This is a genomic window from Microbacterium tenebrionis, from assembly GCF_903645325.1.
GTDB classification, from domain to species: domain Bacteria; phylum Actinomycetota; class Actinomycetes; order Actinomycetales; family Microbacteriaceae; genus Microbacterium; species Microbacterium tenebrionis.
Genome location: NZ_CAHJXQ010000002.1, coordinates 475,847 through 493,266, shown reverse-complemented (window position 1 = coordinate 493,266; position 17,420 = coordinate 475,847). Strand labels below are relative to the sequence as shown.

The 17,420-nt window shown below is 69.5% G+C and carries 16 protein-coding genes; 9 read left to right on the top strand and 7 right to left on the bottom strand.

Annotated features, from left to right (window positions below):
• Positions 1–40 precede the first annotated feature (40 nt).
• Positions 41–805 (top strand): phosphotransferase family protein, encoded by a 765-nt coding sequence (locus HWX58_RS05720; RefSeq protein WP_250646127.1) that lies wholly within the window; start codon positions 41–43, stop codon positions 803–805.
• Between the two features lie 20 nt (positions 806–825).
• Here the strand turns inward: HWX58_RS05720 and HWX58_RS05715 are convergent, their stop codons facing one another.
• On the bottom strand, positions 826–1,440 hold the full coding sequence (locus HWX58_RS05715; RefSeq protein ID WP_250646113.1) for an HAD-IA family hydrolase: 615 nt from the start codon (positions 1,438–1,440) through the stop codon (positions 826–828).
• A gap of 108 nt (positions 1,441–1,548) precedes the next feature.
• Between HWX58_RS05715 and HWX58_RS05710 the strand changes: the two genes are divergently transcribed.
• Positions 1,549–3,039, top strand: a complete 1,491-nt coding sequence (locus tag HWX58_RS05710) for an HNH endonuclease signature motif containing protein (protein ID WP_175986038.1) — start codon at positions 1,549–1,551, stop codon at positions 3,037–3,039.
• A gap of 15 nt (positions 3,040–3,054) precedes the next feature.
• On the opposite strand, the gene HWX58_RS05705 is transcribed toward HWX58_RS05710, so the two are convergent.
• Both HWX58_RS05705 and ispG read right to left on the bottom strand, forming a co-directional pair.
• Entirely contained in the window at positions 3,055–3,915 is an 861-nt protein-coding gene (locus HWX58_RS05705) for an alanyl-tRNA editing protein (protein WP_250646112.1), read from the bottom strand.
• Positions 3,915–5,066, bottom strand: a complete 1,152-nt coding sequence (gene ispG, locus HWX58_RS05700) for a flavodoxin-dependent (E)-4-hydroxy-3-methylbut-2-enyl-diphosphate synthase (RefSeq protein ID WP_175986037.1) — start codon at positions 5,064–5,066, stop codon at positions 3,915–3,917. The genes HWX58_RS05705 and ispG overlap by 1 nt, the downstream gene beginning before the upstream one ends.
• A gap of 178 nt (positions 5,067–5,244) precedes the next feature.
• On the opposite strand from ispG, the gene HWX58_RS05695 reads away from it, so the two are divergent.
• A complete protein-coding gene (locus HWX58_RS05695; RefSeq protein ID WP_175986036.1) occupies positions 5,245–7,131 on the top strand; it encodes an anthranilate synthase family protein in 1,887 nt (628 codons plus the stop codon).
• 90 nt (positions 7,132–7,221) lie between these two features.
• Here the strand turns inward: HWX58_RS05695 and HWX58_RS05690 are convergent, their stop codons facing one another.
• Positions 7,222–8,532: a M50 family metallopeptidase gene (locus tag HWX58_RS05690; RefSeq protein ID WP_175986035.1), complete on the bottom strand. Its 1,311-nt coding sequence runs from the start codon at positions 8,530–8,532 to the stop codon at positions 7,222–7,224.
• A gap of 51 nt (positions 8,533–8,583) precedes the next feature.
• Here HWX58_RS05690 and HWX58_RS05685 point away from each other — a divergent pair, with 51 nt between their 5' ends.
• From HWX58_RS05685 to HWX58_RS05675, 3 genes are all read left to right on the top strand, one after another.
• Positions 8,584–9,168 carry a hypothetical protein gene (locus HWX58_RS05685; RefSeq protein WP_175986034.1) on the top strand — a complete coding sequence of 195 codons (585 nt, stop codon included), beginning with the start codon at positions 8,584–8,586 and terminating at the stop codon, positions 9,166–9,168.
• Positions 9,169–9,283: 115 nt separating this feature from the next.
• Positions 9,284–9,997: a YcnI family protein gene (locus HWX58_RS05680; protein ID WP_175986033.1), complete on the top strand. Its 714-nt coding sequence runs from the start codon at positions 9,284–9,286 to the stop codon at positions 9,995–9,997.
• Between the two features lie 84 nt (positions 9,998–10,081).
• Positions 10,082–11,695: a Mur ligase family protein gene (locus tag HWX58_RS05675; protein ID WP_175986032.1), complete on the top strand. Its 1,614-nt coding sequence runs from the start codon at positions 10,082–10,084 to the stop codon at positions 11,693–11,695.
• Positions 11,696–11,711: 16 nt separating this feature from the next.
• Here HWX58_RS05675 and dxr read toward each other — a convergent pair whose 3' ends face one another.
• Both dxr and HWX58_RS05665 read right to left on the bottom strand, forming a co-directional pair.
• Positions 11,712–12,794, bottom strand: a complete 1,083-nt coding sequence (gene dxr, locus HWX58_RS05670) for a 1-deoxy-D-xylulose-5-phosphate reductoisomerase (protein WP_175986031.1) — start codon at positions 12,792–12,794, stop codon at positions 11,712–11,714.
• Positions 12,795–12,822: 28 nt separating this feature from the next.
• Positions 12,823–13,806 carry an FKBP-type peptidyl-prolyl cis-trans isomerase gene (locus tag HWX58_RS05665; protein WP_250646111.1) on the bottom strand — a complete coding sequence of 328 codons (984 nt, stop codon included), beginning with the start codon at positions 13,804–13,806 and terminating at the stop codon, positions 12,823–12,825.
• Between the two features lie 88 nt (positions 13,807–13,894).
• Here HWX58_RS05665 and HWX58_RS05660 point away from each other — a divergent pair, with 88 nt between their 5' ends.
• The gene (locus HWX58_RS05660) at positions 13,895–14,698 is read left to right on the top strand and encodes a lysophospholipid acyltransferase family protein (protein ID WP_175986030.1); all 804 of its coding nucleotides are present in this window, start codon (positions 13,895–13,897) and stop codon (positions 14,696–14,698) included.
• A 20-nt stretch (positions 14,699–14,718) separates the two neighbouring features.
• On the opposite strand, the gene HWX58_RS05655 is transcribed toward HWX58_RS05660, so the two are convergent.
• Positions 14,719–15,192 carry an OsmC family protein gene (locus HWX58_RS05655; protein ID WP_175986029.1) on the bottom strand — a complete coding sequence of 158 codons (474 nt, stop codon included), beginning with the start codon at positions 15,190–15,192 and terminating at the stop codon, positions 14,719–14,721.
• Between the two features lie 59 nt (positions 15,193–15,251).
• On the opposite strand from HWX58_RS05655, the gene HWX58_RS05650 reads away from it, so the two are divergent.
• Entirely contained in the window at positions 15,252–16,247 is a 996-nt protein-coding gene (locus tag HWX58_RS05650; RefSeq protein WP_175986028.1) for an asparaginase, read from the top strand.
• 59 nt (positions 16,248–16,306) lie between these two features.
• Entirely contained in the window at positions 16,307–17,419 is a 1,113-nt protein-coding gene (gene ald, locus HWX58_RS05645) for an alanine dehydrogenase (protein WP_175986027.1), read from the top strand.
• Position 17,420: the final 1 nt, after the last annotated feature.

The window sequence follows — 17,420 nt, the reverse complement described above, 5'->3', positions numbered from 1 at the left end:
GGTTCGCTCACGGATCGGCGACGCGGAGGTCGTGAGCGACATGTCGTGGAATCTTGTCGGATCGATCGTGCTCCACGTCCGAGCAGGCGCGGAAGACCTCGTCGTGAAGGCGGGGGACGCCGACAATCATCACATCGCCCGCGAGATCGGAGCGCATCCGACGTACACCGCTCGGCTCGTCGCATCCGGGCATGCCGCGCGGCTGCGCGACGCGGACGAGGCGCTGCGTGTGATGATCCTCGACCATCTTCCGGGGAGGCTGCTCGAAGGCACCGATGCCGAGCACAGCCCGGACGCCCACGAGCAGGCGGGCCGGCTCCTGCGTGAGCTGCACAGTCAGTACGCGCAGGACGTCGCCGACTACGGGAGCAGAACGATCGCGAGGGCGCTGTCGTGGCTCGACAAGCCGAATCGCGTGGCTCCGGACGCCGCGATCGAGGCCCGGCGCATCCTGCACCGTGCGTCCGCCGGCTCGGCCACGGTCGTCCCCACGCACGGGGACTGGCAGCCGCGGAACTGGCTCATCGATCACGGCACCGTGCGCGTCATCGATTTCGGCCGATTCGGATTCCGTCCCGCCGCGACGGATCTGACCCGCCTCTCCGCGCAGCAGTGGCGCGGCCGGCCGGACCTGGAAGCGGCGTTCTTCGCGGGTTATGGCGCCGATCCGCGCGATCCCGACGAGTGGAGACTGGAACGCCTGCAGGAAGCGATCGGAACGGCGTGCTGGGCTTTCCAGGTCGGCGATGAGGAGTTCGAGGCCCAGGGTCATCGGATGCTGGCGGAGATCCTGTCCGAGTTCTGAGAACCGCCCCATCGTGACGGTCACTCGGCCAGGAACGCCTCGATCGCTGCGATCGTCGCGCTGTTGTCGCGGTGCAGGACGGCGCGGATGCCGCACCTCTCGGCGCCGTGCTTCGGGCCCTCGTTGTCGTCGATGAACAGCACATCGGCGGCGGAGGCTCCCATGCGGTCCAGTGCGGCGAGATAGGCACCTGCATCCGGCTTCGCCACGCCCTGCTCGTGGCTGTAGCAGATCGGGTCGAAGATCGACGAGAGTTGGAAGCGCCTCTCTTCCTCTTCACGTGCACCGTCACCCGAGTTGGAGAGGACCGCGAGGCCTGCGCGGCCCCTCAGCGAGCGCGCGTGATCGAGGAGTTCTGTGTTCGCCTCTCCGCAGTACGCGTCCCACATCTGTGCTCGCATCGCCGCGACCTCCTCGTCATCGATCTCGAGCGCAGCGCCGAACTTCTGCCAGTACTCCGCGGCAACGTCCGCCTGCAGAGTCGTGTCGGGGAGATCGGCGTCGTCGAGCCGGGCACGGAACACGTCGACGGGCAGGCCGACGCGATCACTCCAGGCCTGCTCGAGGTGCTGCGGCAAGCTGTGATCGTCGACGAGTTCGAGGACGCCGCCGATGTCGTAGAGGATCCACTTCATCGGAGCACGGTAGCGCGGAACAGCGATGTTATCTATCCGTTACCTCAGATCACCTTGATCGGTATCGAAACTAGCTTCGAACGTCAGTGGTCCACGAGAGCATGGGGTATGGCCTTCTTCACCGAGATCACCGACGGGATCAGCGCGATGCGCGATCTCGTGGGCGACTGCGTGCAGGCCGATGATCTGCCCGCTCGCATCGGTGCGCTCGACGGCGACGCCGTGATCTCCGTCCTCCGGCAGGCGAATGAGATCGTGAAGGCGGTCGAGCAGGTGAGCCTCGTCGCATCCGGCATCGTCTCACGCCGCTCCAACCGCGAGGCCGGCCATTCCGGGCTCGCGCAGTCGAACGGGCACCGCAGTGCCGCCTCTCTCATCCAGGACATCACCGGCACGTCACGAGCGGATGCCACGCGCCAGAGCCGCGTCGGCGAATCGCTGCTGGAACCCGAGGAGGCGCCGTTCGCAGACGACGAACTCCTCGCGGACGGTTCTGACACGTGCGCCAGCGACGCACCTCGCACTTCTGCTCGTTGGGACGATCCGTTGCGGACCGCCTTGTTCGGACGCGTCATCTCGCAACAGCAGCACGACGCGATCCTGCGCGGCCTGGACGAGCCGCCCACGCCAGAAGGGGCATCGGACGCCGTGCTCCTCGGGTTCCGCGAGGCATGGACCGTCGCCGCCGAACAGCTCGTCGCGGAGGCCGCGCATCGCACGCTGGAGGAGCTCCGCGCCGCCGCGCGAACGATCCGCGACCAGCTCGACCCTGACGGGGCGGAGGCGCGCTTCCTCGAACGGCACGCTGCTCGCTCCTTCCGCATGTGGACCGAGCCGGACGGTCGCCATCGCGCTTCCGCAGTGCTGGACGATGACGGGTACCTGTGGCTGTCGACGATCCGGGACGCGGCGCTTCGTCCGCGACGCGGAGGCCCACGGTTCGTGGATGCCGATGAGCAGCGACGGGCGCAAGAGCTCGCCGACGACTCCCGGACGAACGATCAACTCGCCTATGACCTCGTGATGGACCTGTTGCGAGCGGGCTCACTCGCCGACGCGGAAACAGTGTTCGGTACCCGCCAAGCCGGGGTCCGGCTCGTGCAGCCGGTCGACGCGAGCGGACAGGCCACGGGCCCCGTGCTCACCGAAGACGGCCTGCAGGCCATGCCCGACTCGTACGCCGAGCAGCGCATCTGCGACAGCGGGAGCACCCGCGTCACCGTCGACGGCTGCTGCAACCCGCTCGATGTGGGGCGCGAACATCGGCTCTTCACGCCGAAACAGCGGATAGCCCTCGCGATCCGCGATGGCGGATGCCGATGGAAGGCCTGCGACAGACCCGCCTCGTACTGCGAAGCGCACCATATCGACCCCTACTCCGAAGGCGGCAGAACCGACATCGACCGCGGAATCCTCCTCTGCCGATTCCACCACATGCGGTTGCACCACGGGCAGTGGCGGATCACGAGCGACCGCAAGGGCGAGTTCATCGTGAGACATCGCTCCGGTGAGGAACGCGAGCTGAGACCGCGCATCGCACTCGCCTACGCCTGGGCAGGAATCGAACCACCACCCAAGAGATTCCGACCAGCGGCGTGACGCGTCACGCTTTGACTACGCGCCGACAGCCGTCGTGGTCATCACGAGCGTCTGCGGATCGGGCAGCTCGAGCGTCACCGAGATCGATGCGAACTCCGCGAGCGAACGGGCATGCGTACCCCCGCACGGGATCACGGCGTCACCCTCCGGCAACGCACAATGCCAGCGACGGCGGTCGACGATCGTGGGACCGTCGGTCTCCACCAGGCTCGAAGCACCCGAAGCCACCCATGCCGACAGCTGCGCGTTGATCGCGGCCTCCCGCTCCCCCAGCGTCGCCGCGAACGTCTCGGTGTCGAACCCGGCCTTGCGCAGGCTCTTGCCCAGGCGGTATCCGTCCACCGCGCCGTCCTCATGGATGCGGCTGCTCTGGTTCGCGCGACCCTCGAAGTCGGGATTGCCCAGCGCATCTGCCCCGGCATCCTTCCGCCAGAGATCCGCCACGGCGAGGTCCAGCGCGAGCGATGCCAGATGGCACGCGGTGTGACCGCGGCTGAGGCCGGCTCGCAGCTCCGCGTCGACCTCGAGGGAGACCTCCGCACCAGGTGTCAGCCAGGCTGGCGCCTCCGCATCGAGCACATGACCGACCAGCCAGGTCCATCCTTCGACGCCGCGCTTGACCGGGATGTCCGCACCGACCGCGAAGGCGCCATCGTCGCTCACCGCCGCCATCACGGCCTCGACGACCGCGACGGATTCCCCACCGAGACGGATCGCACCGGCATCCCCGGGCTGATCCGGCCAGGTGTGATCCACGGGATGGAACGGCGTCGCATCCACGATCACAACGGCCCCGGCCTCGCTCGCGTGCACCGAGGAGATGATGCTGTCCCCGACCACCGAACCGGCGGGGAACGTGACGACGGTCGGCGACATCAGGCCGTGATCACCTGAGCGGTGCCGGGCTTCGCGTCCGGGCCCATCTCCTCGGCGATGCGATTGGCCTCTTCGATGAGCGTCGCGACGATGTCGGCCTCCGGCACGGTCTTGATGACCTCGCCCTTGACGAAGATCTGGCCCTTGCCGTTGCCGGATGCCACGCCCAGGTCGGCGTCGCGCGCCTCACCGGGCCCGTTCACGACGCATCCCATGACGGCGACGCGCAGAGGGACCGTCATGTCCTTCAGCCCCTCGGTGACGTTGTCCGCCAGCGTGTACACATCCACCTGGGCACGGCCGCAGGACGGGCACGAGACGATCTCGAGCTTGCGCTCGCGCAGATTCAGCGACTGCAGGATCTGGTGGCCGACCTTGACCTCTTCCGCCGGCGGAGCCGACAGCGAGACGCGGATCGTGTCACCGATGCCCTCCGACAGGAGGATGCCGAAAGCCGTCGCCGACTTGATCGTGCCCTGGAACGCGGGCCCGGCTTCGGTGACGCCGAGGTGCAGCGGCCAATCACCGCGCTCGGCCAGCTGACGGTATGCCTTCACCATCACGATCGGGTCGTTGTGCTTGACCGAGATCTTGAAATCGTGGAAGTCGTGCTCCTCGAACAGGGATGCCTCCCACACGGCGCTCTCCACGAGCGCCTCCGCCGTCGCCTTGCCGTACTTGGCGAGCAGCCGCTTGTCCAGGGACCCGGCGTTCACTCCGATACGGATCGAGACGCCGGCGGCCTTCGCCGCCTCGGCGATCTTGCCGACGTTTCCGTCGAACTCGCGGATGTTGCCCGGGTTCACGCGAACGGCACCGCACCCGGCGTCGATCGCCGTGTAGATGTAGCGCGGCTGGAAGTGGATGTCGGCGATCACGGGGATCTGACTCTTCATCGCGAGGATCTTCAGGGCATCCGCGTCGTCCTGATGCGGCACCGCCACGCGCACGATCTCGCAGCCGGATGCCGTCAGTTCGGCGATCTGCTGCAGCGTGGCGTTGATGTCCGTCGTCTTCGTCGTGGTCATCGACTGCACGCTCACGGGAGCATTGCCGCCGACCAGCACCTTGCCGACGCTGATCTGACGCGACTTGCGACGGGGGCTCAGAACTTCGGGGACGCTCGGCATCCCAATGTTGACTGCAGGCACGACTCCAGGTTACGCGGCTCCGCCGGGCGGGGGCTGACAGCTGTGATAGTTTCACCGCATGCGAACAATCACCTGGTGGCCCGCCTCCTAGGCGGTGCGTTCGCAATACTCGAATCCAGACCGCCTCCGGGGCGGTCTTTTCGTATGTCCGAGCCGGAGCACTCCACAGGAGACATCGATGACCGAAAACCTGCTCGACGGCCTCGTACAGGACGCCGAAGCGTCTTTCGTGCTGATCGCCCGTGACGGCGCTCAGACCGTCGAACTGCTCACCGGCGACATCCTCGACGTCGACCTGCTCGCGGACATCCCGCTCAGCGCCGACGGCACCCCGCGCGAGGTGTTCGCCATGGTCCCCTACCGCCAGGTGCGCGAACGCGGCTTCGATGCGGTGGATGACGGCACTCCACTGCGCTGCCTCATCGTCGACCAGCACCATCACTTCGACCGCGGCGAGCTTCTCGCAGCCCTCCCCACCGAACCCGTGCCGCTGCGCGACGGGGGGTTCGACATCAGCGACGAGGAGTACGCCGAGGTCGTCTCCCGCGTGATCTCCGATGAGATCGGTCGCGGCGAAGGCGCGAACTTCGTGATCCGCCGCGACTACACCGCAGCCGTGGACGTGGACGAGCGGCGGGCGGCGATCACCTGGTTCCGTGCGCTCCTCGAGCACGAGCGCGGCGCCTACTGGACGTTCGCCGTCGTCACCCCCGGCCAAATCGCCGTCGGCGCCAGCCCCGAGGCGCACGTCGTCGCCCGTGACGGCATCGTCACGATGAACCCCATCTCGGGCACCTTCCGCCACCCTGCTGGCGGCGCCACGAAGGAGACGCTCGTCGGCTTCCTCTCCTCCGCCAAGGAGACCGAGGAGCTGTTCATGGTCGTCGACGAAGAGCTCAAGATGATGAGCGCCGTCTGCTCCGACGGCGGACGCATCACCGGCCCGCATCTGAAGCAGATGTCGCGCCTCACGCACACCGAGTACATGCTGCGCGGGCGCAGCCGCCTCGACCCGCGCGACATCCTGCGCGAGACGATGTTCGCCCCGACCGTCACCGGCTCCCCCATGCAGAACGCGTGCGCGGTGATCCGACGCCACGAGACGAGCCCCCGCGGCTACTATTCGGGCGTCGCCGCCCTGTTCACCCCGAACGCCGACGGCGGACACGACGTGGACGCGCCGATCCTCATCCGCACCGTCTATCTGAAAGGCGGCAAGCTGCGCGTTCCGGTCGGCGCGACGCTCGTGCGTCACTCCGACCCCTACGGCGAGGTGAGCGAGACGCACGGCAAGGCTGCGGGCGTTCTCGGCGCGATCGGCGCCATCCCCCGCGACACGGTCGCGGAAGCCGCCGCGGACGCCGATCAGCCGGACGCCGCCCCGGTGACACTCGCCGATGACCCCGAGGTCGCCCAGCTGCTCGCCTCGCGCAATTCGCGCCTGGCGGAGTTCTGGATCAACCCGCAGGGTGACGGCGCCACCGGCCCGTTCACGGGTCGGAGCGCATTGGTGATCGACGCGGAGGATCGCTTCACCACGATGCTCGCCCACCAGCTGCGGCACCTGGGGCTCGACGCCAGGATCGTGCCGTGGAGCGAGGTCGCGGACGCCGACATAGACGCCGCCGAGCTGCTCGTCGCCGGGCCAGGCCCCGGAGATCCGCGCGACACGGAGTCTGCGCGCATCGCACGCATGCGCGACGTCGTCGCGCGGCGCCTGGCGGAAGGCACTCCCCTGCTCGCGGTGTGCCTGAGCCATCAGATCCTCGCCGACAGTCTCGGCATCGAGCTCGCCCCGCTCGCCTCACCGCATCAGGGGCTGCAGAAGACGGTGCCGGTGTTCGGGGAGGACGCCTCGATCGGCTTCTACAACACCTTCACCGCTCGGGTCTCCCCCGCAGCCGAGCGCGCGGGCGCAGCCGAGGTCTCCGCCGACCCGGCGACCGGCGACGTCTACGCGCTTCGCGGCGAGCATTTCGCGAGCGTGCAGGGGCACCTCGAGTCCATCCTGTCCCGCGACGGCATCCGTACCCTGGAGCGCCTGGTCGAGCACGCGCTCAATTAGCGCGCGAGGTTTCGGCTCGCTCCGCTCGCTCGACCCGTTTCGTCTCGCCTGCGGCTCGCCCAATGTCCCGCAGGAGTCGCGCCGGGGAGTTCACTGGAACAGGTTCACCGGGTTCACGACGTCGGCGATCATCAGCAGCGCGCCCATCGCGATCAGCACGACGGCGACGACGACGGTGAGCGGCACGAGCCGCGTGGCGTCCACGGGAGCCGGCGGCGGCCGGCGGAACAGCTTCGCCCACGCACGGCGGATGCCGTCCCACAGCGCCACGACGACGTGACCGCCGTCCAGCGGCAGGAGCGGGATGAGGTTGAAGACGAACAGGGCGATGTTCAACGAGCCCAGCAGGCTCAGCAGCACGACGAACCGGTCCAGGATGGGGGCATCCGTGGCGGCCACCTCACCGGCGAGACGGCCGACGCCGACGACGCTGAGCGGGCCGTCCGGGTCGCGCTCGGTCCCGGTGACGAGGGACACGCCGACATCCCACAGCTTCACCGGCAGCTGCACGATCAACTCGCCCACACGGGCGACGTTCTGCCCGGCCATCTCCGCCCCGGTGCCGAGCGGCTGCGGCACGAAGCCCATCTGCGCGCTCATCCCGACGTACCCGACCTCGGCGACGATCTGCTCGCCGTCCTCGTCCAGGCGCGGCTGCCCGCCGGCATCCGTCAGCGTGCGCTCGGCCGTGATCGGCGTGATCGAGAGGTGCACATCCTCGCCGTCGCGGGAGACGACCATGTCGAGGGTCTTCCCCGGCGAAGCCTGGACGATCTCTGTGGCGTCGGCGAAGTCCGCGACCCGCTGACCGTCGATCGACACCAGCACGTCTCCGGGCAGGACACCCGCCTCGGCAGCCGGAGACGCGGGGTCGCCCGCTGCGCACTCGGTCTGTGTGGTGCCGGCCGGAAGGACGCACTCGGTCACCCCGGCGATCGTGGTGGTGCCCTGCTGCAGGCCGATCCCCGATGCGAGGACCGTGAAGATCACGACGGCCAGGATGAGGTTCATGACGGGCCCGCCGAGCATGACGATGATCCGCTTCCACACCGGCAGCCGGTAGAAGACCCGGTCCTCCGCACCGTCGGCGATGGTCTCGTCGTTCGCCGACCGCGCATCCTGCACCAGCGATCCGAACAGTCCGCGCACGGGCTTGCCGTCGGATGCCGGATACATGCCGGACATCGAGATGAAGCCGCCGACCGGCAGCGCCTTGAAGCCGTACTCGGTCTCACCGATCCTCTTCGACCACAGACGCGGCCCGAAGCCGATCATGTACTGCCCGACGCGGACGCCGAACAGCTTCGCCGGAACGAGGTGCCCGATCTCATGCAGACCGATCGACAGCCCGAGACCGATCAGCATGAACACGATGCCGACGAGGTAGAGGAGGATTTCCACTCCCCAAAGCTACTGCCCGAGGCTTAGGAATCCGCCGCATATGCTGGAGGCGTGACCTCCCGGCGGATGCGACTCGTGCGCGGTGCCGGCGCGTCCGCGGCCTCGACGATCATCGCGGCCGTATCGCACACGCTCGGCGGCGGCGCGGCGCCCCATCCTCTGCTGGTGCTCGCACTCCTCGTCTTCCTGACCCCGCTCGCGGCACTCCTGATCGGCCCGCGCGCGAGCCTTCGCCGGCTGAGCAGCGCGGTACTCGTCGCGCAGAGCATCTTCCACGTCCTCTTCGTCGCCTTGAACGCGACCGCGGCGCCGTCGGCCATCGGCACCGGACATCACCACACGCTCGTGCTCCCGGCGATCACCGGCGCCTCGCCCGACATCGCCCCGGACACGGGGATGCTCGCGGCGCACCTGATCGCCGCCGTCCTCACCGTGGCATGGCTGTGGCGCGGCGAGAATCTGATCCGTGCGGTCTTCCACTGGGTCAGGGCGGTCCTGCACCGCCGCGCACCCCGCCTGCTGCATGCGCGCTGGCCGGTCCCAGCATCGGTCGCCCGCACGGCCCGTGTCTTCGTCTCCGCGATTCTCGCGGGTGATCTCTCCCTTCGCGGCCCTCCCGCCTTCTCCCGCGTCTGACCCGCCGTCCGGCAGGTCGGTCGCACACGTGCCATCCATTCATCGCGAGCGACGCCGTCGGCGCGCCCGCACGCAGCGCGCGCCGGCGCGTCGCTGCACCTGCACAGGAGAAACCATGTCGAAATCCATCACCCGCCGCGGCGCAATCGTCGCCGCACTTGCAGCAGGCCTCATCCTCGCTGCACCCGCTGCCGCACAGGCCCACGTCGGGGTCAGCCCGGACAGCGTGGCGCCCGAGGGCTCCGCAGTCCTGACGTTCTCGTTCACGCACGGATGCGAGAACTCCCCCACGACGGCGATGCGGATCACGATGCCGGACGGACTCACCTCGGTGTCGCCGACGGTCGACGCGATGTGGGACGTCGAGGTCGAACGCGCTGACAACGGTCTCGTCTCCGTCGTGACGTACACTGCCACGACGCCCGTCGCGCATGATCTGCGCGGCGCCGTGACCATGGCGGTGAGCGTCGGCGAGGACGCGCCCGAGTCGCTCGTGTTCCCCGTCGAGCAGCAGTGCGAGACGGGTGCGAACGCGTGGGCGGAGGTCGCGGAGGACGGTCAGGATCCGCACGACCTGGACTCCCCCGCTCCCGTCGTGACCGTCGCCGCCGATGCGGAGGCGGATGCCGGGCACGGCGACCACGACGCGGCAGGGTCCGACGAGGCAGAGTCCGGCGCGGCAGAGTCCGACGCGGCAGAAGCGACCGGCGGCGCGGAGAGCGAGGATGTCGCACCCGTGGCGGGCATCATCCTCGGATCCGCGGGACTGCTCGCCGGCGTCGCCGCGCTCGTGGTCGCGATCCGCACCTCCCGCCGGAACGCGGGGTGACCCAAGCGGTCTGACATGAACGAGGGCGCGCCGGGCACCGGCCCGGCGCGCTCCCCGGACCGCCCGTGAGATCATGGGAAGGCTATGTCTACTCAGCCCAGCCTTCCTCCCGTGCTCCGTCCGGAAGCCCCGCCACAGCGGGCCCTGGCGGACCTCGCCGCCCGATTCGGCACCGCCACCCGCGGTGAGATCGACGGCGTCTTCCTGACCGGGATCACCCTCGCGACCGCGGACCTGCGCACCGGCGAGGTGTTCGTCGCGATCCGCGGCGTCAACCAGCACGGTGCCGTCTTCGCGGCCACGGCCGCCGAGAAGGGCGCGGTCGCGATCGTCACCGACGCCGATGGCGCCGAGATCGCCGCGGATGCCGGGCTTCCGATCGTCGTCGTCGACGACCCGCGCGGCATCCTCGGAGCCCTGAGCGCCTGGGTGTACGGCACGGGAGCCGACGACCGGCTGCCGCTGCTGTTCGGCACCACGGGCACGAACGGCAAGACCAGCGTCACCCACCTGCTCGAGGGCATCCTCGGCCAGCTCGGCGTCGTGACGGGTCTGTCCTCCACCGCGGAGCGCCACATCGCCGGCGAGGTCATCATCTCCAGGCTCACCACGCCGGAGGCCTCCGAGACCCACGCCCTGCTCGCCCTCATGCGCGAGCGGAACGTCGAGGCCGTCGCGGTCGAGGTCAGCGCGCAGGCGCTCTCGCGCAGGCGCGTCGACGGGATCGTGTTCGACGTCGCCGGTTTCACGAATCTCTCGCACGACCACCTCGACGACTACGCCGACATGACGGAGTACTTCGAGGCGAAGCTGCCACTGTTCCGCCCCGACCGGTCGCGTCGCGCCGTGATCTCGCTGGACTCCGCCTTCGGAGCCGACGTCGTCGCCGCATCCGAGGTTCCCGTCGTCACGGTCGGCACGCCGGCGATCGCCGCCGACGCCGAGGCCGCAGAACGGGCCGACTGGGTCGTCACGATCGACGAGGAGCGCCAGCGCGGCACGCGCTTCACCGTGACCGGGCCCGAGGGCCGCACCCTGACCACGGTCGTCCCGGTGATCGGGCCGCACATGGCCGCCAACGCCGCACTCGCGATCGTCATGCTGTTCGAGGGCGGCTACGCCTGGGAGCGCATCGTCGAGGCCCTCACCCGCGACGGGCGCATCGAGGCGTATCTGCCGGGTCGCACCGAGCTTGTCTCGGGCGAGCGCGGCCCCGCCGTGTACGTCGACTTCGGGCATACGCCGGATGCCTTCGTCAAGACGCTCGCCGCCGTCCGCCGCGTGACGCCGGGCAAGGTCCTGATGCTGTTCGGCGCCGACGGCGACCGCGACGCCACCAAGCGCCGCGACATGGGGCGCACGGCCGTCGAAGGCAGCGACATCCTCGTCGTCACCGACCACCACCCCCGATTCGAGGATCCGACATCGATCCGCGCCACACTCCTCGAGGGCGCCCGATCCGCGCAGCCGGACGCCGAGATCCACGAGTTCTCCCCGCCCGAAGCGGCGATCAGCGCGGCCGTCGGAATGGTCACGGACGGCGACGCGATCCTCTGGGCCGGCCCCGGCCACCAGGACTACCGCGACATCCGCGGAGTCCGCACGCCCTATTCGGCGCGCGAACTGGCGCGCCGCGCCGTGCGGGATGCCGGATGGCCCGTGCCGGAGCCGCACTGGCCCGTGCCGTACGAAGACTGAGCGGCTCCGCGCGGAGCTACTGCGCGGCGATCAGGCGATCGGCCGTCGCGCGGGCCCACGCCTCGGCATCCGCCAGGGACTCGACGGTCAGCGCGTCGGGCGCCTCGTGCGCGTCGACGACGCGAGCAATGGTGTCCACGATGCCGAGGAACGACAGCCGCCCCTCGTGGAAGGCATCAACGGCCTGCTCGTTCGCAGCGTTGAACACCGCGGGGAACGTTCCTCCGGCGCGGCCGACGCTCTTCGCCAGTGCGACCGACGGGAAGACCTCGTCGTCGAGCGGCTCGAAATCCCAGCTGGTCGCCTGCGTCCAGTCGAGCGGCTTTCCGACTCCCCCGATGCGGTGCGGCCAGTCCAGTGCGAGCGAGATCGGCAGTCGCATGTCGGGCGGCGAGGCCTGGGCGATGGTCGAGCCGTCGATGAACTCGACCATCGAGTGCACGATCGACTGCGGATGCACGACGACCTGGATGTCGTCGTAGTCGACATCGAACAGCAGGTGCGCCTCGATGACCTCGAGGCCCTTGTTCACGAGCGTCGCGGAGTTGGTGGTCACCACCCGTCCCATGTCCCACGTCGGGTGGGCGAGCGCCTCGGCGGGAGTGACTTCGGTGAGCTGCTCGCGCGTACGCCCGCGGAACGGCCCGCCGGATGCCGTCACGACGAGCCGCCGGATCTCATCGTGCGTCCCCGATCGGAGTGCCTGCGCGAGTGCGGAGTGCTCGGAGTCGACGGGGACGATCTGCCCCTCGGCGGCCGTCGAGGTGACCAGCTCGCCGCCGACGATGAGCGACTCCTTGTTCGCGAGCGCGAGTGTGCGGCCCGCCTTCAGCGCCGCGAGCGTGGAACCCAGGCCGATGGAACCGGTGATGGCGTTGAGCACGACATCGGCCTCGACGTCGCGGACGAGCTGCTCCGATTCCGCAGCACCCAGCGCCGTGTGCTCGACCTGGAGCTGCTCGGCCTGCCGAGCGAGCATCTCGGCGTTGCTGCCCGCTGAGATGCCGACGAGCTCGAAACGGCGCGGATTGGCGCGGATCACATCCAGCGCCTGAGTGCCTATGGAGCCGGTTGAACCGAGGACGAGGATGCGACGCATGCCGCCAGCCTATGCCGTACGGCGCGGCTCACGAGCTGGCGGGGTGCATCGTGGCGAGGATGTCGATCACGAAGACGAGCGTCTGACCGACCAGGTCGTCGTCGTTGATCTCGCCCTCGCCGTACGCCTGTGCGGGCGGAATCACGACGAGCACCTGCGAACCGACCTTCTGACCCTGCAGCGCCTGCACGAACCCGGGTACGTAGCCGTTGCCCTCGCTGCTGATCGGCGCGCCGTTCGCCCACGAGGAGTCGAACACCTCACCCGAGTTCCAGCTGACGCCGTGGTACTGCAGAAGGGTGGTGTCGCCCTCGCCGACCTCGATGCCGTCGCCCTCCTTGAGCACCGAGATCTGCACCTCGGTCGGGGCATCCGCATCGGGGATCTCGACGGACGGCGCACCGTCGTCGTCGAGCGTGACGGCAGGCATGCCTGCGGTGGGCTCCTGCGGCTCGCCCCACGCCGCGGTGGGGACGACGTCGAGGACGTCGAGGATGTAGTACTGCGCCGCAGCGTCATCCGTCGTCGGGAACACGATCGACAGTCGCGACCCGACGGTCGCGCATCCGATCAGCTGTCCCATCGGGACGTCGGCGGTCAGCTCGACGGGAAGGAGCTCGCCCTCGGTGTACCCGGCGTCGCCGAGCCGTTCGCCCGAATCGCCGTCGAAGGCGCTCAGCGCGTACTGCACGTAGTCGCCGTCGGCGATCTCCTCGCCATCGCCCTCCGTGAGCACCGTGCGCTGCGCCTCGTCGACCTGCTGCTCGAGCTCGAACGATGCCGTCGATGCCGTCCCGAAGTCGCCGTCGACGGTGACGCTCTCGGAGGCCGGCCCGGAGGCGATCGTCGCCGAGCAGAGCTCGCCCGACGTCGATTCGGCGTCATCGCCCGTCGAGCCCTCGACTCCCGTGCACCCGACGAGCAGGACGGCTGCGGCGGCCATGGTGGACAGGGCGATGAGCGGGCGAGTGCGCACAGTGATACCTCGGATCGAGAAAGGGAACCAGACCATCTTGCCCCACACGCCTTTGCTCCCGCTGTACGGGATGCACCGCGTCGGCATTCCCGTACCGGCATGCATCGCCGAGTAGCCTGATCTGATGACCTCTGCGCAGTCCGGCATCCCCGCGTCGACACCCGAGGCACCCGCCGCAGACACGACGGACGACGCCGCAGCACCGCGCAGAGCAGGGTTCACCTACGCGCTGGGCCGCGCCGTCATCGGCCCGCTCGCACGCCTGATCTACCGCCCGCGCATCGAGGGCCGCGAGAAGGTTCCCGCCGACGGCCCGGTGATCTTCGCCAGCAACCACCTCTCTTTCATCGACTCGGTCGCGATCCCCGTCGCAGCTCCCCGCCCGGTCCACTTCCTCGCCAAGTCGTCGTACTTCGAGGGGCACGGCATCGCGGGGGCGGCCAAGAAGAACTTCTTCCAGGCCATCGGCGCCATCCCGGTCCGGCGCGGAGCCGGGCAGGCCGCGCTGGACGCCCTGGACCAGCAGCGACAGCTGCTCGACGAGGGCCTCGCCGTCGCCCTGTACCCCGAGGGCACCCGATCGACCGACGGACGCCTGTACAAGGGACGCACCGGTGTCGCCTTCCTCGCCCTCCAGACCGGGGCACCGGTCGTTCCGGTCGGCCTCATCGGAACGGACAAGGTCATGCCCAAGGGCGCGAAGCTCCCCTCGATCAAGCAGCGGGTGACCGTGCGCTTCGGCGACCCGATCGACGTTTCGGTGCACGGCCCCGCCAGCAGCGGCAAGGCCCGGCGTCTGGCGACGGACGAGATCATGGCCGGCATCCACGCGCTCAGCGAGCAGGAGCTCGCCGGCGTATACAACGAGCCGACGGCGCACACCCCGATCGAGAAGATCAAGCAGGCGCTCCCCCACGAGCGCCGCTGACGCGCTGCCGGGCGGGCCCCTCAGAGCGAGGTGACGGTCGCCTGGTGACGCACGGGGAAGTTCACCGAGTTCGCGATGAAGCACATGCGATGCGCCTCGGCGTGCGCGTGCTCGGCGCGCTCGATCATCGACGGCTCCGCCACGACGACCTCGGGTCGCAGAAGCACGTCCGTGAAGGCCCCGCCGCTGCGACCGTCCTCCGTCATGACGCCGGTGGCGGAATCACGGTATGAGACGACGACGGCGCCGACGGTGACGCAGGCGTGCAGGTACGACAGCAGGTGGCACTCCGACAGGGCCGCCAGCAGCAGGTCCTCGGGGTTCCAGCGGGCGCGGTCGCCGCGGAACGGCTTGTCGGCGGATGCCAAGACATCGGGCTTGCCCTCGACGGAGAGCGTCACATCCCGCGAGTACTCGCGGTACCCGCTGGTGCCCGACCCGAGATTGCCCTCCCATGTCGCCGTGAGCGCGTAACGGTGTTCACCGAGAGTCATGGCGCCAGTCTCGCATGCCGCACGCGGAGGCGCGCGGACACGGCGGATAGGCTGGGGGTGTGCTGGAGACTCTCACCGTTGCGGATGCCGTTGAACTCGCCGTCGTCGAACGCAGCGGGTTCGTCGAGTCCCGGCACGCCGGGGCCGCGATCGTGCTGTCGCCCGACGGCGAGGTCCTCCGGCGGATCGGGAACCCCGACGCGCTGTTCCTCCCCCGCTCGAGCCTGAAGCCGATGCAGGCGGTGGCCTGCGTCACGGCCGGCGCCGAGCTCGAGGGCGAGCAGCTGGCGCTCGCCACGGCGAGCCACAACGGCACCGACCGGCACGCAGACGCGATCCGCGAGATCCTCGCCGCCGGCGGCCTGACCGAGGACGATCTGGCGTGCCCGCCGTCCTGGCCCGGCGACACCGCGACGCGCGACGAGATCGTCCGCGAGCACGGAGCGCCCAGCCGGATCCGCATGAACTGCTCGGGCAAGCACGCTGCGATGCTGCGCGCCTGCGTTGCGACCGGTTGGCCGACCGACGGGTACCTCGATCCCGCCCATCCGCTGCAGGGGCACATCCGCGAGGTCGTCGAGCGTCTCACCGGAGAGCGGATCGCGCACACCGCGATCGACGGATGCGGGGCGCCCGTGCACGCCATCACGTTGACGGGCCTCGCCCGCGGCATCCACCGCATCGGCACCGCATCCGAGCGCTCCCCGTTCGCGCTGCACCGCGTCGCGGGCTCGCTCGTGCGAGCGGTCAAGGAGCATCCGTGGACGATCGAGGGCCCTGGTCGCCCTGACACGATCGCGATCGAACGCCTCGGAGTGTTCGCCAAGGGCGGCGCCGAGGGTGTCATGGTCATGGTCGCTCCCGGCGGCGCGACCGTCGCGGTCAAGATGCTCGACGGCGCGGCGCGCGCGTCGACCGTGGTCGCGGCGACGCTGCTCGTGCGTGCCGGCGCTCTCGAGCCCGCGGATGTCGCAGGACTCGTTCACGCACTTCCCCTCGCCGTCCTCGGCGGTGGGAGCGACGTCGGGATGATCCGTCCCGGCGCCGGAATCTGATGCCCTGACCCTGGGCCGTACGATCCCTTCGACGAGGAGGGGGTGGAGAGGAGATCGCGATGAGGATCAGCGTCCCCACAGAGATCAAGAACAACGAGTACCGCGTCGCGCTGACCCCATCGGGAGTGCACGACCTGGTCAGCGAGGGCCACGAGGTCTTCGTGCAGTCAGGAGCCGGGATCGGCTCCTCCATGCCCGATGCGGAGTACGCCGAGGCCGGCGCCACGCTGCTGGACGACGCCGCCGAGGTCTGGGACCGCGCCGAGCTGCTGCTCAAGGTCAAGGAGCCGATCGAGAGCGAGTACGCCTACTTCCGCGACGGTCTGACGCTCTTCACATACCTTCATCTCGCAGCCGACCGGCCGCTGACCGACCGTCTCATCGCCAGCGGCATCACCGCGATCGCCTACGAGACCGTACAGCTGCCGAACGGCTCGCTGCCGCTGCTGGCACCGATGAGCGAGGTCGCCGGACGCCTGGCTCCTCTGGTCGGCGCGAACACGCTGATGCGCTCGAACGGCGGGCTCGGTCTGCTGATGTCGGGCGTGCCCGGTACCAGGCCTGCGACCGTCGCGGTGATCGGCGGCGGCGTCGCGGGTGCGAACGCGGCGGTCATCGCCAGCGGGATGGGTGCGGACGTGACGGTCTTCGACACGAACATCCCCCGTCTGCGGATGCTGGACGATCACTTCGCCGGGCGGGTCAAGACCGCGGCGTCCAACCCGCTCGATCTGCGCCGCGCGGTTGTGGGCTCCGACCTTGTCATCGGGTCCGTGCTGATCCCCGGTGCCCGCGCCCCGAAGCTCGTCACGAACGAGATGGTCGCGCAGATGCGTCCGGGCAGCGTGCTCGTGGACATCGCGGTCGACCAGGGCGGATGCTTCGAGGACACGCACCCGACGACGCATGCCGACCCGACCTTCGCGGTGCACGACACGGTGTTCTACTGCGTCGCGAACATGCCGGGCGCCGTGCCCAACACGTCGACCTCTGCGCTCACGAACGCGACGATGCCCTACGTGCGCAGGATCGCCGCACAGGGATGGCGCAACGCGCTCGGCGCCGATGCGGCTCTCGCCGCCGGTCTGAACGTGGCCGCCGGCGCCGTGGTGAACGAGGGCGTCGCCGTGGCGCACGGTCTGTCGTCGCAGCCACTGGGCTCCGTGCTCTGAC

Bases quoted from the DNA above. Each gene is read 5' to 3' on its own strand.
- HWX58_RS05720 (WP_250646127.1), top strand. From the start codon at position 41: ATGTCGTGGAATCTTGTCGGATCGATCGTGCTCCACGTCCGAGCAGGC.
- HWX58_RS05715 (WP_250646113.1), bottom strand. From the start codon at position 1,440: ATGAAGTGGATCCTCTACGACATCGGCGGCGTCCTCGAACTCGTCGAC.
- HWX58_RS05710 (WP_175986038.1), top strand. From the start codon at position 1,549: ATGGCCTTCTTCACCGAGATCACCGACGGGATCAGCGCGATGCGCGAT.
- HWX58_RS05705 (WP_250646112.1), bottom strand. From the start codon at position 3,915: ATGTCGCCGACCGTCGTCACGTTCCCCGCCGGTTCGGTGGTCGGGGAC.
- HWX58_RS05695 (WP_175986036.1), top strand. From the start codon at position 5,245: ATGACCGAAAACCTGCTCGACGGCCTCGTACAGGACGCCGAAGCGTCT.
- HWX58_RS05680 (WP_175986033.1), top strand. From the start codon at position 9,284: ATGTCGAAATCCATCACCCGCCGCGGCGCAATCGTCGCCGCACTTGCA.
- HWX58_RS05675 (WP_175986032.1), top strand. From the start codon at position 10,082: ATGTCTACTCAGCCCAGCCTTCCTCCCGTGCTCCGTCCGGAAGCCCCG.
- dxr (WP_175986031.1), bottom strand. From the start codon at position 12,794: ATGCGTCGCATCCTCGTCCTCGGTTCAACCGGCTCCATAGGCACTCAG.
- HWX58_RS05665 (WP_250646111.1), bottom strand. From the start codon at position 13,806: ATGGTCTGGTTCCCTTTCTCGATCCGAGGTATCACTGTGCGCACTCGC.
- HWX58_RS05660 (WP_175986030.1), top strand. From the start codon at position 13,895: ATGACCTCTGCGCAGTCCGGCATCCCCGCGTCGACACCCGAGGCACCC.
- HWX58_RS05655 (WP_175986029.1), bottom strand. From the start codon at position 15,192: ATGACTCTCGGTGAACACCGTTACGCGCTCACGGCGACATGGGAGGGC.
- ald (WP_175986027.1), top strand. From the start codon at position 16,307: ATGAGGATCAGCGTCCCCACAGAGATCAAGAACAACGAGTACCGCGTC.